We start from the raw sequence: 14,154 nt of genomic DNA on the forward strand, positions 1-14,154 counted from the left end.
AACCATTTTTGCAACTCTTTGTGATACGCAAAACGATATCAATCCATCTAAAAAATGTATTGGATGGCTATGGCGCTTTCCCCTACTATTGGTGCATAACTATTATTGGAGATTCAGCATGCATTTCACTCGCAGGACTATCCTGGGCGCGGCGGTAGCCGCCGCTTGTGTCGCTGTTACCACCGCCGCCGCTCCCGCCTACGCGCAGAAGCCGCTGGTGATCGGTTTTTCGCAGGTGGGCGCGGAAAGCGAATGGCGCACCGCGAACACCGCTTCGGTCAAGGACGCCGCCAAGAAGGCGGGCGTGACGCTGAAGTTCGCCGATGCGCAGCAGCGCCAGGAAAACCAGGTGAAAGCCATCCGCTCCTTCATCGCCCAGCGCGTGGACATCATTGCGTTCTCGCCGGTGGTGGAGTCGGGCTGGGACACGGTGCTGCGCGAGGCGAAGGCTGCCAAGATTCCGGTGATCCTGACCGACCGCTCGGTCAACGTGAGCGACCCGACGCTGTTCGTGTCGCTGATCGGTTCCGATTTCGTCGAGGAAGGCCGCAAGGCCGGCCGCTGGCTGGTGGAGTATGCGAAGAAGTCGCCCGCCGCCACGCTGAACATCGTTGAACTGCAGGGCACCGTGGGCTCGGCGCCTGCCATCGACCGCAAGGCGGGCTTCGAGGAAATCATCAAGGGCAATCCCAAGCTGAAAGTGGTGCGCACCCAGACCGGCGACTTCACCCGCGCCAAGGGCAAGGAAGTGATGGAAGCCTTCCTGAAGGCCCAGGGCAAGAGCATCAACGTGCTGTACGCGCACAATGACGACATGGCCATCGGCGCCATCCAGGCCATCGAGGAAGCGGGCCTGAAGCCGGGCAAGGACATCATCATCATTTCCATCGACGGCGTGAAGGGCGCGTTCGAGGCGATGATCGCCGGGAAGCTGAACGTGACCGTGGAATGCAGCCCGCTGCTGGGGCCACAGCTGATGGAAGCCGCCGCCGCCGTCAAGGCCGGCAAGGCCATACCGAAGCGCATCGTGGTGAACGAGGGCGTGTTCCCGGCTGAAGTGGCGGCCAAGGAATTCCCGAACCGGAAGTACTAATGGCGGCGACGGACGTTGCGCCGGTCCTGGAACTGACCGGCATACACAAGGAGTTCCCCGGCGTGAAGGCGCTCAGCGATGCGGGCCTGCGCCTGTATCCGGGCGAGGTGCACACCCTGATGGGCCAGAATGGCGCGGGCAAGTCCACGCTGATCAAGGTGCTGACGGGCGTCTACACGCCGGAGCGCGGCACCATGCTGCTGGAAGGGAAGCCGATCCGGCCTTCGTCCACGCTGGAGGCGCAGGAGCTGGGCATCAGCACGGTGTACCAGGAAGTGAACCTGTGCCCGAACCTGTCCGTGGCGGAGAATATTTTCATCGGCCGCTATCCGCGCAAGTGGGGACGCATCGACTGGAAGGGCATGCAGCGCGAAGCGGCGCGCATGCTGGCGCTGATGGATATCGATATCGACGTGGCCAAGCCGCTGTCCCACTATTCGCTGGCGGTCCAGCAGATGGTGGCGATTTCGCGCGCGCTGAACGTGAACGCGAAGGTGTTGATCCTCGACGAACCGACCTCCAGCCTGGACGAGGCCGAGGTGCAGCTGCTGTTCACGGTGCTGCGCCGCCTGCGCGGCCAGGGCATTGCGATCCTGTTCGTGACGCACTTCCTGGACCAGACCTACGCCATTTCGGACCGCATCACCGTCATGCGCAACGGCGAGCGGGAAGGGGAGTACCTGTGCAGCGAGCTGTCCCGCATTGCGCTGGTTAACAAGATGATAGGCGCGCCTGCCGATGAGCAGCGTGCCGCCGCCGTGGCGGAAGACGCCGCGTTGGCGCAAGGCGGCCAGGCGCAGGCAGGGCAAGCGGCAGCGCAGTCGCCGGAACTCGTGCTTGAAGCGCGTGCCCTGGGCCGCCGTGGCGCGCTGCTGCCGACCGATATTTCCATCCGCAAGGGCGAGCTGCTCGGCCTGTGCGGTCTGCTGGGTTCCGGCCGCACCGAGCTGGCGCGCCTGCTGTTTGGCGCGGACAAGGCGGATAGCGGCGGCATCACGGCCGTGGACCGCGCCAGCGCCGCGCCGTTCGCCAATCCGCGCGACGCCATCGGCGCCGGCATCGGCTTCTGTTCGGAGGACCGCAAGCACGAAGGGGCGATCCTGTCGCTGTCGGTGCGCGAGAACCTGATCCTGGCCATGCAGGCGCAGGCCGGCATGCTGCGCGCGATTCCGCTGAAACGCCAGCAGGAACTGGCGAACAACTACGTGAAATGGCTGGGCATCAAAACCGCCAGCATAGAAACGCCTATCGGCTCGCTCTCGGGCGGCAACCAGCAGAAGGTGCTGCTGGCGCGCTGGCTGGCCACCGAGCCCAAGCTGATGATACTGGACGAGCCCACGCGCGGCATCGACGTGCGCGCCAAGGAGGAGATCATGGATTACGTGTCCGCCTTGTGCCGCAAGGGCATGTCCATCCTGTTCATTTCGTCCGAACTGCCGGAAGTGCTGCGCGTGAGCGACCGCATGATCGTCATGCGCGACCGCAAAGCCTGCGGCGAGTACCAGCGCGGCGAGCTCGATGACACCACGGTGCTGCACGCCATCGCAGGGGAGGCGGCATGAGCGCTCCCGACGTCACCGTTCCCCACGCCGCGTCCGCGCGCGGCGGCAACAACCCGGAAAGCTTTGCCATGCTGTTGCAGCACCCTCTTATGAAGCCATTGGCCGCGCTGTTCGCGCTGCTGCTGGTGGACCTGATCTTCATCCCCGGTTTCTTCCACCTCGAATGGAAGGATGGCCATTTGTACGGCAGCGTGATCGACATCGTCAACCGCGCCGCCCCGCTGATGCTGGCGGCGCTGGGCATGACCCTGGTGATCGCCACGCGCGGCATCGACATTTCGGTGGGCGCCGTGGTGGCGCTGTCCGGCACCGTGGCCGCCATGCTGATCGGCGGCACCATGGTCATGCACAACGGCGTGCCGGTCTACGAGGCCAACACGCCCATGCTGTGGGCGCTGTGCGCGGCCATGGGGGCGGCGCTGCTGTGCGGCGCGTGGAACGGCCTGCTGGTCTCCACGCTCGGCCTGCAGCCCATCGTGGCCACGCTGATACTGATGGTGGCCGGGCGCGGCCTGGCGCAGCTGCTGACGGACGGCCAGATCGTCACGGTCTACTACCAGCCCTTCTTTTTCCTCGGCAGCGGCTACCTGTTTGGCCTGCCGTTCTCGCTGTACGTGGTGGCGGCCGTGGTGCTGGCCGTGTCCCTGCTGATGCGCAAGACCGCGCTGGGCCTGTTCATCCAGGCCGTCGGCATCAACCCGGTGGCCGCGCGCCTGGCCGGGCTGAAGACCGCCGCGCTGATCTTCTTTGTCTACGTGTTCTGCTCGGCCTGCGCCGGCATGGCCGGGCTGATGATCAGCTCCAACATCAAATCGGCCGACGCCAACAACGCCGGCCTGCTGCTGGAGCTGGACGCCATCCTGGCCGTCACGCTGGGCGGCACCTCGCTCGCGGGCGGCAAGTTCAGCCTGGCGGGCAGCATGATAGGCGCGCTCATTATCCAGACGCTGACCTACACCATCTACTCGCTCGGCGTGCCGCCGGAAGTGAACATGGTGGTGAAGTCGGTGGTGGTGTTCCTGGTCTGCCTGTCGCAGTCGCCGGAATTCAAGCAGATCTGGAAAAGGAAAGCAGCATGATGGCCCAAGTGCGCGGCTTCGCGTCCGCCCCGTATTTCACGTCCCTGGTGACGGTGTTCCTGCTGCTGGCCATGCTGGCCGCCGGCGGCGCCGCCTATCCGGGCTTCCTGTCGCTGCAGGTGGTCTTCAACCTGCTGATCGATAACGCCTTCCTGCTGGTGATCGCCATCGGCATGAGTTTCGTCATCCTGTCCGGCGGCATCGACCTGTCGGTGGGCTCCGTGCTGGCGCTGGCCACCATGATCTCGGCCTGGCTGCTGCGCAGCGCGCACTGGCCGCCGGTGGCCGTCATTGCCTTCGTGCTGGTGCTGGGCGCGCTGTTCGGCGCGGCGCAGGGCGCGCTGATCCACTACTTCAAGCTGCAGGCCTTCATCGTCACGCTGGCCGGCATGTTCCTGGCGCGCGGCCTGTGCTACCTGATCAGCATCGAGTCCATCACGATAGAAGACCCGCTGTTCGTCGCCATGTCGCAAACGCAGCTGGAACTCCTGGGCGGCTTCATCTCGCCGGGCGCGCTGATCGCGCTGGTGCTGCTCGGCCTTGCCATCTACGCGGCACACTACACGGCCTTTGGCCGCGCGGTGTACGCCATCGGCGGCAACGAGCAGTCGGCGCAGATGATGGGCCTGGCCGTGGGCCGCACCAAGGTGCTGATCTACGCGCTGAGCGGCCTGTGCGCGGCGCTGGCCGGCGTGCTGTTCTCGTTCTATATGCTGTCCGGCTACGGCCTGCATGCGCAGGGCACGGAGCTGGACGCCATCGCGGCGGTGGTCATTGGCGGCACGTTGCTCAGCGGCGGCTACGGCTATCTCGCCGGCGCGCTGTCCGGCGTGCTGATACTGGGCACCATCCAGACCCTGATCGCTTTCGACGGCACGCTCAGCTCCTGGTGGACCAAGATCGTGATCGGCGGCCTGCTGTTCGTGTTTTGCGTAGTACAGCGCCTGATGTCCATCGGCGCGAAGAATAACCAATAATCGGAGAACCCATGTTCAAGAAGTCCCTGCTGGCCTGCGCCATTTCCATGGCGGCAGCCGCCGCCGCACACGCGGGCAATCCGCTGTTCAAGGATAAATTCACCGCCGACCCGGCCGCGCTGAGCGACAACGGCCGCGTCTACCTGTACGTGGGCCGCGACGAGGCCGAGGAAAACGGCAAGGACTACCTGATGAAGGAGTGGCTGGTCTATTCCAGCTGCGACATGAAGAACTGGAAGGCGCACGGCTCGCCGCTGAACGTGCAGACCTTCGCCTGGGCCAAGAAAGACGCCTGGGCCGCCGACATCACCAAGCGCGACGGCAAGTACTATTTCTACTCTACCGTGGCGCACGCCACCATACCGGGCAAGGCCATCGGCGTGGCCGTGTCGGACAGCCCGGCCGGCCCGTTCAAGGACGCGCGCGGCAGCGCCATCATCACCAACGACATGACCAGGGAAACGGACATCGGCTGGGACGATATCGACCCGGCCGTCTTTATCGACGACGATGGCCAGGCCTATCTGTACTGGGGCAACCAGGTGATGAAGTACGTGAAGCTGAAGCGCAACATGATAGAAGCCGACGGCCCTATCCACACCGTGGCCGTGCCGCACTTCACCGAAGCGACCTATCTGCACAAGCACAAGGGCACCTACTACCTGTCCTGGTCGCGCGAATTCCCGGAGGAGACCGCGTACTCCACCGGCCCGAGCGCCACCGGCCCGTGGACTTACCGCGGCGTGATCATGAAAAAGAACGCGGTGGTGAAGACCATCCACCACGCCATCATTGAGCACAACGGCAAGTCCTACATCTTCTACCACAACGACAAGCTGCCCACCGGCGGCGAGTTCCGCCGCTCGGCGGCCGTGGAGGAGCTGCACTACAACCCGGACGGCACCATCCGTTTCATTCCGCAGACCGACGAAGGCCCGGCCGCCAATCCGAGCCCCGGCTGCCAGGGCTGATATCGAGGTGATATGATTTGCGGATGGATACCCTCAACCCGAACTGGTTTTTACGCGCCCGCCTCAAGACCCGCCAGCTGCTGCTGCTGATAGCGCTGGACGAACACCGCAACATCCACCGCGCAGCCGAAGCGCTGCACATGACGCAGCCCGCCGCGTCCAAGCAGATCAAGGATCTGGAGGAGATGCTGGACGTGCGGCTGTTCGAGCGCCTGCCGCGCGGCATGGAGCCCACCATCTACGGCGAAACCATGATACGCCACGCGCGCATGGCGCTCACCAGCCTGTCGCTGGCGCATGACGATGTAGTGGCGCTCAAGGCCGGCCTTGCGGGGCAGGTGGAGGTGGGCGTCATCATGACGCCGGCCATGTCCATGCTGCCCAAGGCCATTGCGCGCGTCAAGGAGCAGGCGCCGCTGCTGCGCATCGGCGTCAAGCTCGAGCCGAGCAATGTGCTGGTGGAGATGCTACAGCGCGGCAACCTGGACTTCATGATAGGCCGCATCCTGGAGAAGGACGGCAGTTCAGGCCTGATCTACGAGGAGCTGACCGAGGAGCCGGCGTGCGCCGTGTGCCGCCCCGGCCATCCGCTGATGGCGGTGGAAAACCTGCAGCTGTCCGATATCGCCGGCCATCCGTGGATATTGCCTCCGCCCGGCAGCATCCTGCGCCACCGCTGCGACATGATGTTCCGCCGCGCCAGCCTGGAGCCGCCGACCAATGTGGTGGACACCACCGCCATGCTGCTGGTGGCGCCGCTGCTGCAGCAGACCGACTTCCTGCACGTGATGCCGCTGGAAGTGGCGCGCTACTACGCCGACCTGAATATCCTCAGCATCCTGCCGATAGACTTGCCGTGTAAAATGGACGCGTTCGGCATTATCCGCCAGCAGGACCACCTGCTATCGCCCGGCGCCGATTTGCTGCTGCGCGCCGTCCGTACCGCTGCCAAGGAAATCCCCGCATGAGTATTGTGTTTTCCAGTCTTAACCATTCGCTGCGCGTGCCGCTTGCGGCCGAGATCCACTCGCGGCCCTTCCTGAAACTGGAAGCGCCGGAACTGATATCGCACTTTGCCGTCTACCGCGCCGCCGACAACGGCAGCGGCGCACCGGTGGGCCACAGCCACCACGCCACGCTGGGCGCGCTGTGCAAGCACTTCGGCGTTTCGTCCCCCGCCGGCGACGCCAAATACTTCTTCCACGACTTCGGCCGCTTCCGTCTGAAGTGGGAATGCCATACCGAGTTTTCCACCTACACCTTCGCCGGCCGCCCGGCCCAGGACGTGGCGGGCGAGCAGGCCTTCGAGCAGATGCCCGTCACGCACCTGCCGCAGGAATGGCTGCTGTCCCTGCAAGGCCGCCTGATGGTGGCCGCCCACGTGGTGCTGGAACGCGGCGAGCGCCTGAGCGACGCGCAGGACACGCTGCTGCGCATCTTCGAGGGCAACACGCTGGCGGGCAGCCAGGTGATGCAGGGCGGCGAGCTGTACACCGACTTTGCCATCCAGTCCGACGGTTTCAGCCGCTTCATCATCCGCGACGTGGGCATGCGCGCGCAGCAGGCCGGCCGCCTGGTGCAGCGCGTGCTCGAGATTGAAACCTACCGCATGATGGCGCTGCTGGGCCTGCCGCAGGCGCAGCAGGCCGCGCCCGCGCTCAACGCGATTGAATCGGAGCTGGTGAAGCTGGCCGGCGCCATGGTGCAGACCGACGCCGCGCAAGCCGACGGCGGCAGCGTGGACGGCGCCACGGAACAGGCGCTGCTGGGCGAGATCACGCGCCTGGCCGCGCGCATCGAAAAGCTCTCGCTGGAGAACAGCTACCGCTTCTCGGCCTCGAAAGCGTATTTCAGGCTGGTGAACGCGCGCATTGAAGAACTGCGCGAGGCGCGCATCGAAGGCATCCCCACCGTGGGCGAATTCATGGACCGCCGCCTGGCGCCGGCCATGAACACCTGCGAGGCGCTGTCGGCGCGGCAGGAAGCGCTGGCGCGGCGGGTGGCCAACACCAATGACCTGCTGCGCACGCGCGTGGGCATCATCCAGGAACAGCAGAACCGCAAGATCCTGCAGTCCATGAACGCGCGCGCGGCGCAGCAGCTGCGCTTGCAGCAGGCGGTTGAAGGCCTGTCGGTGGCGGCGATCTCGTACTACGTGGTCGGGCTGGTGGGCTATTCCACCAAGGCCGCCAAGGTACTGGGCCTGGTGGGCAATCCGGAAGTGGTGATAGGCGTGATGGTGCCGGTGGTGGTGGCCGGCGTGTGGCTGGCGCTGCGAAATATGCACAAGAAGCTGCATACGGCATAATGGCGGGCTTTCCCGCCATGATTCCGCATACATGAAACGATACCTGGCCGCCGCGTGGTGCGCGGCAAGCTTGCTGTCCGTCCCACTCGCCGCCGGCGCGGCCGAACGCACCGTGTCCAGCCTGCGCCTGATCGGCGAGCAGCGCATCCCGCACAGGCTGGACTTCCAGGGCACCGTCGTGGGCGGCTTGTCCGGCGTGGATTACGACCCGGCCAGCGGTGCCTGGCTGCTGGCCAGCGACGACCGCAGCGCCCTGAGCCCGGCCCGTTTCTACAGCGCCCGCCTGGACTACGACGGCGCCGCCTTCCGCAGCGTCACGCTCACCGGCGTGGCCACCTTCAAGCAGGCGGACGGCAGCAACTACCCCAGCGTGAAGCAGTACGACGTGAACAAGACCGGCGACGTGCCGGACATCGAAGCGCTGCGCATCGATCCGCTGGACGGCACCGTGTGGTACACCAGCGAAGGGGACCGCAAGCGCGGCTTCGATCCCTTCGTGCGCCATATGCGGCGCGACGGCGCCTACCTCGGCGCCGTGCAGCTGCCGGAGATGTTCCGCGTGTCCAGGGAAGAGAAGGGCTCGCGCGACAACCTGTCCTTTGAAGGCCTGAGCTTTGCGCCGGACGGGCGTTCGATGTGGGTGGCCATGGAGTCGCCGCTCTACCAGGACGGCCCGCTGCCCACGCCGGCCGGCGGCGCCTTTGTGCGCATCTCGCGCATGGACCGCGACGGCCGCATGCTGGAGCAGTACGCCTATCCGGTGGACGCCATCCCGGCGGCGCCCGGTCCCGGCAAGGTCGCGGACAACGGCGTTTCCGAAATCGTGGCCGTGAACCAGCGCTCGCTGCTGGTGCTGGAGCGCTCCGCCGTGCAGGACGCCGCCGGCGCCTACAAGAACTATATCCGCCTGTACGAAATGGAAGCCGGCGGCGGCGCCAGCGACGTGCGCGGCGTGGAGGCGCTGGCCGGAGGCGGCTTCCGTCCCGCCGCCAAGCGCCTGGTGCTGGACCTGAACACCCTCGGCATCCGGCTCGACAACCTGGAAGCCATGAGCTTCGGCCCCAAGCTCGCCAATGGCCATGACAGCCTGCTCATCGTCTCCGACGACAACTTCGGCAAGGACCAGGTCACGCAATTCCTGCTGTTCGAGGTTATTCCAAAAAGTGGAATGCTGAATTAATTTTTGTGGCTGTTCTCTTTGTGGGTGAAATAATCCACACTGCGGTATCGAATCTCGATCAACCGATTACAAGAGGAAGCCACCATGAAACTGTATTCCCACCCGCTGTCCGGCCATGTGCACCGCGCCCGTCTGTTCCTGTCCCTGCTGGGACTGGAGCACGAGGTGGTCGATGTCGACCTGCTCAAAGGCGAACATAAAACGCCGGAGTTCCTGGCCCTGAACAGTTTCGGCCAGCTGCCGGTGCTGGACGACGGCGGCGTGGTGGTCAGCGATTCGAACGCCATCCTGGTCTACCTGGCCAAGCGCGAAGGCCGCACCGACTGGCTGCCGGAAGACGCCCGCTCGGCGGCGGCGGTGCAGCGCTGGCTGTCGGTGGCGGCCGGCGAAGTGGCTTACGGCCCGGCTGCGGCGCGCATCGCGGCGCTGTTCAAGCGCACCGGCGACACGGCAGAGATGGTGGCGCGTGCCCACCGCATCCTGGGCCTGATGGACGCGCAGCTCACTGGCCGGAACTGGATCGCCACCACGGCCGCCGCACCCACCATTGCGGACGTGGCGCTGTACGCCTATATTGCCCGCGCCCCGGAAGGCAGCGTGGACCTGTCGGGCTATGCCAGCGTGAACGCCTGGCTGCGCCGCGTGGAAGCGCTGCCCGGCTTCGTGCCCATGGTTTCAAGCCCTGTCGGCCTGGCTGCTTAAGGTAAGGAGAACATCATGGACGCAGCCCTGGCATCACCCTGGCATGCTGGCGAAGTGGCCATGCAGCGCACGGTCGGCATGGCGGAACGCATGGACGAGCTGGGGCGCAAAGTGATACGCGGCTTTATGCCCGAGCAGCACCGCGCCTTCTTTGCGCAGCTGCCGTTTGTGGTGCTGGGCGCGGTGGACGCGGCCGGCGACGCCTGGGCCACGCTGCGCGCTGGCCGTCCGGGCTTTCTCCATTCGCCCGATCCGCAGCGCCTGCGGGCGGCGCTGCCGCGCGAGCCGCAGGACCCGGCGGAGGCCGGGATGGAACATGGCGATGCGGTCGGCATGCTGGGCATAGAACTGCACACGCGCCGCCGCAACCGCATGAACGGCGTGCTGCGCCGCAGCGGCGAGGACGGTTTCGAGGTCGAGGTGCGGCAGTCCTTTGGCAACTGCCCGCAATACATCCAGCTGCGCGATTACGCTTTTGTGGAAGAGCCGCAGGCCGTGCCGGTGGAACTGGAGGCGCTGGACGGCGAGGCGCGCGCGCTGATAGGCGCGGCTGATTCCTTTTACGTCGCCACCTATGCCGAGGTGGTTGCCGGCGGGCGGCAAGTGGACGTGTCGCACCGTGGCGGCAAGCCCGGTTTCGTGCGGATCGACGCGGACGGCACGCTGACCATCCCCGACTTTCAAGGCAATATGTTCTTCAACACGCTGGGCAATATTGCGCTCAACGGCAGGGCGGGGCTGGTGTTCGTGGACTTCGCCAGCGGCGGCGTGCTGCAGATGAGCGGCACGGCCGAGCTGCTGAGCGGCGCCGAAGCGGCGGCCGATCTGGCGGCTTTCGACGGCGCCGAGCGGCTGTGGCGTTTTGCTCCGCAGCGCATCATTCGGCGCGCGCATGCGCTGCCGTTGCGCTGGTTTGCCCAGGACAACGGCGCCTCGCCGGCGGCGCTGCGCACCGGAGCCTGGCCTGCGGCGTAGCACGTGATTCCTGTGTGCGTCTTGTGCGCGTCGTGCGCGGAAGGCTTGGGCTAGAATCGGGAGAACCCGGCTACATTAGCGCCCCCCGATGCACACCGACCACCATCTGACTGACCCAGCGCCGCCCGTCAACGATGAGCGGCTGGCTGGTTTCGGCACCCTGTTCGGCGCCAGTCCGCACATGGCGGTGCTGGTGGATGTTCAAGGCCGCATCCTGGCCTTGAACCGCTGCGCCACCTTGCATGCGATGGACGCGCGGCCCGGCATGCCGGCCGCTCTGCTGTACGCCCCCTGGGCCGGCAGCATCGTGCGCAGCGAAGGGCTGCCCACGGCGCGCGCCATGGGCTACTGGCGCGGCGAAATGGAGCTGGCGGAGAAGGACGGCGAAGCCAAGCCGGTATCTCTGCTGATCGAGTACCAGCCGGCCGATGCGGAAGGCGAAGCGACCTACCTGCTGCTCAACTACGAACTCGGCGAGTTCGATTCCTATGGATCCCGGCTGCGCTTCAAGCGCCTGTTCGAAGCCCACCCGCATCCCATGTGGGCGTACGACCTGGTGACGCTGCGCTTCCTGGTGGTGAACGCCGCCGCCGTCGACCACTACGGCTACACCGAGGCGGAATTCCTGGACATGACCATCAAGGACATCCGCCCCGAGCGCGAGCAGGAGCGGCTGGCCGCCGACCTGGCCGCCACGCCCGCCAAGGGCGCGCAGCGCGCCGGCTACTGGGTGCACCGCAAGAAGGACGGCTCGCTCATCACGGTGGACATTTCCTCGCACTCGCTCACGCTGGCGGGCCGCGCCGCGCGGCTGGTGTTTGCGCACGACGTGACGGCCAAGCTGCATATGGAAGAGGCGCTGCACGCGTCGCAGGAAATGCAGCAGCTGGTCATCAACCATATTCCGCACCAGATCTTCTGGAAGGACCTGGACTCGGTCTACCGCGGCGGCAACCAGTCCTTCGCCAACGCTGCGGGCGTGGGCGGGCCGGCCGGCATTGCCGGCAAGCGCGACAGCGATTTCCCCTGGGCGGCGAACGCCGCGCGCATCGTGGCGGACGACCGCGCCATCATCGACACCGGCCAGCCCAATCTCAACCAGGAAGACCGCATGTTGTTCGCCGACGGCAGCATGCATTGGTTCCTCATCAACAAGCTGCCGCTGCACGACGCCCAGGGCCACATTATCGGCGTGCTGGGCACCATAGAAGACATCAGCCAGCGCAAGCAGGTGGAGCAGACGCTGGCGCTGCGCGGGCGGGCGCTGGACGCCAGCGTGAGCGCCATCGTGATCACCGCGCACAGCGCCGGCGGCAGCGAGATCGAGTACGCCAACAAGGCTTTCGGCCAGCTGACGGGCTATGCGCCCGAGACCCTGGCCGGCCAGCGCCTGGAGCCGCTGCTCGATTGCGACGACGGCGCGGAAGGGGCGCTGGAGGCGAATGCCGACGTCACCCGCCTGCTGCAATGCCGCCACCGCGACGGCACGCTGTACTGGAGCCAGCTGCACGTGGCGCCGGTGCGCGGCGAGGGCGAAGTGAGCCACCATGTGTGCGTGCTGACCGATATGACGGCGGTGATGGATTACCAGGCGCAGCTCGAGCACCAGGCCAACCACGACGCGCTCACCGGGCTGCCGAACCGCCATCTGTTCAGCGACCGGCTGGAGCAGGCGCTGAGCTACGCGCGCCGCTATGGCCACGGGGTATGGGTGGTGTTTATCGACCTGGACAACTTCAAGCTGGTGAACGACAGCCTGGGCCACCAGGCCGGCGACGAGCTGCTGCGCGTGGTGGCGGGGCGCTTGCGCGCCTGCGTGCGCGCCAGCGACACCGTGGCGCGGCTGGGCGGCGACGAGTTCATGCTGCTCCTGCTGGGCGGCAGCGAAGGAACCTTGCCGCACGCCCTGCTGCAGAGCGTACTGGAAAGCGTGGCCGCGCCGGTGCCGCTGGGCGAGGCCGAGGTGGCCATCAGCTGCAGCGTGGGTGTGAGCGCCTACCCGGCCGACGGCGACGACGGCCAGATGCTGCTGCGGCACGCCGACATCGCCATGTACCGGGCCAAGGAGACGGGGCGCAACCAGGCCCAGTACTACGAGCCGGCCATGCAGGCGCGCGTGGCCGAGCGGGCCGCCATCGAAACGGAGCTGCGCTACGCGCTGCCGCGCCAGGAACTGCGGCTGTACTACCAGCCCAAGGTGAGCGTGGAGACGGGAGAACTGAGCGGCATGGAGGCGCTGCTGCGCTGGCCGCATCCGCGCATGGGCATGGTGTCGCCGGACCGCTTCGTCGGCGTGGCCGAGGATACCGGGCAGATCGTCGAGATAGGGCGCTGGGTGATACGCACCGCCTGCGCGCAGGCGCGCGCCTGGCAGCAGGCCGGCCTGGCGCCGCTGCGGGTGGCGGTCAATGTGTCGGCGCGCCAGTTCCGCGATCCCGGCCTGGCCGACGACATCGTGGCCGCGCTGCGCGACACCGGGCTGGCGCCGCACTACCTGGAGCTGGAGCTGACCGAGAGCATGATGATGCACAGCATAGACGAGGTGCTGGCGACGGTGACGCGGCTCAAGGGGCTGGGCATCGCGCTGTCGATCGACGATTTCGGCACCGGCTATTCGAACCTGTCCTCGCTCAAGCTGCTGCCGCTGAGCCATCTGAAAATCGACCAGTCCTTCGTGCGCGACATGCTGGACCAGCCGAATGTGTCCGCCATTGTGCGCTCGGTCATTGCGCTGGGCCACAGCCTGGGTTTCCGCATTATCGCCGAGGGCGTGGAGACCGAGGCGCAGCTGGCCTATCTGCGCGGCTGCGGCTGCGACGAGATCCAGGGCTACCACTTCAGCCGCCCGCTCGACAGCGACGCCTTTACCGCGCTGCTGGAAAGCGGACGGCGGCTGCAGCTGGCCGGCGCGGCCGATCCGGCCGAACGCACCTTGCTGCTGGTGGACGACGAAGCCCATGTGCTGGCCGCACTCACGCGCACGCTGCGGCGCGACGGCTACACGATACTGACCGCGCCGTCCGCGCGCGCCGCGTTTGACCTGCTGGCCCTGCATCCGGTGCAGGTGGTGATCAGCGACCAGCGCATGGCGGAGATGGACGGCACGGAATTCCTGCGCCGCGTGAAGCTGTTGTATCCGGACACGGTGCGCATGATACTGTCCGGCCACGCGGAGCTGGAGATGGTCATCAGCGCCATCAACACCGGCGAGATCTACCGCTTCTTCACCAAGCCCTGGGACGACGAAAGCCTGCGCGCCTCGGTGCGCGAAGGCTTCCGCTACCAGGCGCTGATGCGCCAGCGTTAA

General features: G+C 66.3%; 11 protein-coding genes. All 11 read left to right on the top strand.

What is annotated here, in order from left to right:
• Nucleotides 1–118: 118 nt before the first annotated feature.
• The 11 genes from GTP77_RS02725 to GTP77_RS02775 all read left to right on the top strand — a co-directional run bounded on the left by GTP77_RS02725 (nt 119) and on the right by GTP77_RS02775 (nt 14,154).
• Nucleotides 119–1,093 (top strand): ABC transporter substrate-binding protein, encoded by a 975-nt coding sequence (locus tag GTP77_RS02725; RefSeq protein ID WP_161070629.1) that lies wholly within the window; start codon nt 119–121, stop codon nt 1,091–1,093.
• On the top strand, nt 1,093–2,655 hold the full coding sequence (locus GTP77_RS02730; protein WP_161070630.1) for a sugar ABC transporter ATP-binding protein: 1,563 nt from the start codon (nt 1,093–1,095) through the stop codon (nt 2,653–2,655). The genes GTP77_RS02725 and GTP77_RS02730 overlap by 1 nt, the downstream gene beginning before the upstream one ends.
• A 68-nt stretch (nt 2,656–2,723) precedes the next feature.
• Nucleotides 2,724–3,734 (top strand): ABC transporter permease, encoded by a 1,011-nt coding sequence (locus tag GTP77_RS02735; RefSeq protein ID WP_161070790.1) that lies wholly within the window; start codon nt 2,724–2,726, stop codon nt 3,732–3,734.
• Nucleotides 3,731–4,711: a galactofuranose ABC transporter, permease protein YjfF gene (yjfF, locus tag GTP77_RS02740; RefSeq protein WP_161070631.1), complete on the top strand. Its 981-nt coding sequence runs from the start codon at nt 3,731–3,733 to the stop codon at nt 4,709–4,711. The genes GTP77_RS02735 and yjfF overlap by 4 nt, the downstream gene beginning before the upstream one ends.
• An 11-nt stretch (nt 4,712–4,722) precedes the next feature.
• Entirely contained in the window at nt 4,723–5,682 is a 960-nt protein-coding gene (locus GTP77_RS02745; protein WP_161070632.1) for a glycoside hydrolase family 43 protein, read from the top strand.
• 23 nt (nt 5,683–5,705) lie between these two features.
• The gene (locus GTP77_RS02750; protein WP_161070633.1) at nt 5,706–6,650 is read left to right on the top strand and encodes a LysR family transcriptional regulator; all 945 of its coding nucleotides are present in this window, start codon (nt 5,706–5,708) and stop codon (nt 6,648–6,650) included.
• Nucleotides 6,647–7,990: a DUF3422 family protein gene (locus GTP77_RS02755; protein ID WP_161070634.1), complete on the top strand. Its 1,344-nt coding sequence runs from the start codon at nt 6,647–6,649 to the stop codon at nt 7,988–7,990. Before GTP77_RS02750 ends, GTP77_RS02755 begins: the two co-directional genes overlap by 4 nt.
• Nucleotides 7,991–8,021: 31 nt before the next feature.
• A complete protein-coding gene (locus tag GTP77_RS02760) occupies nt 8,022–9,170 on the top strand; it encodes an esterase-like activity of phytase family protein (protein WP_161070635.1) in 1,149 nt (382 codons plus the stop codon).
• An 84-nt stretch (nt 9,171–9,254) separates the two neighbouring features.
• A complete protein-coding gene (locus GTP77_RS02765; protein WP_161070636.1) occupies nt 9,255–9,872 on the top strand; it encodes a glutathione S-transferase family protein in 618 nt (205 codons plus the stop codon).
• Nucleotides 9,873–9,887: 15 nt separating this feature from the next.
• The gene (locus GTP77_RS02770) at nt 9,888–10,847 is read left to right on the top strand and encodes a pyridoxamine 5'-phosphate oxidase family protein (protein ID WP_161070637.1); all 960 of its coding nucleotides are present in this window, start codon (nt 9,888–9,890) and stop codon (nt 10,845–10,847) included.
• An 88-nt stretch (nt 10,848–10,935) separates the two neighbouring features.
• On the top strand, nt 10,936–14,154 hold the full coding sequence (locus tag GTP77_RS02775; protein ID WP_161070638.1) for an EAL domain-containing protein: 3,219 nt from the start codon (nt 10,936–10,938) through the stop codon (nt 14,152–14,154).

The organism is Pseudoduganella aquatica (genome assembly GCF_009857595.1).
In the GTDB taxonomy this organism is placed as follows: domain Bacteria; phylum Pseudomonadota; class Gammaproteobacteria; order Burkholderiales; family Burkholderiaceae_D; genus Rugamonas; species Rugamonas aquatica_A.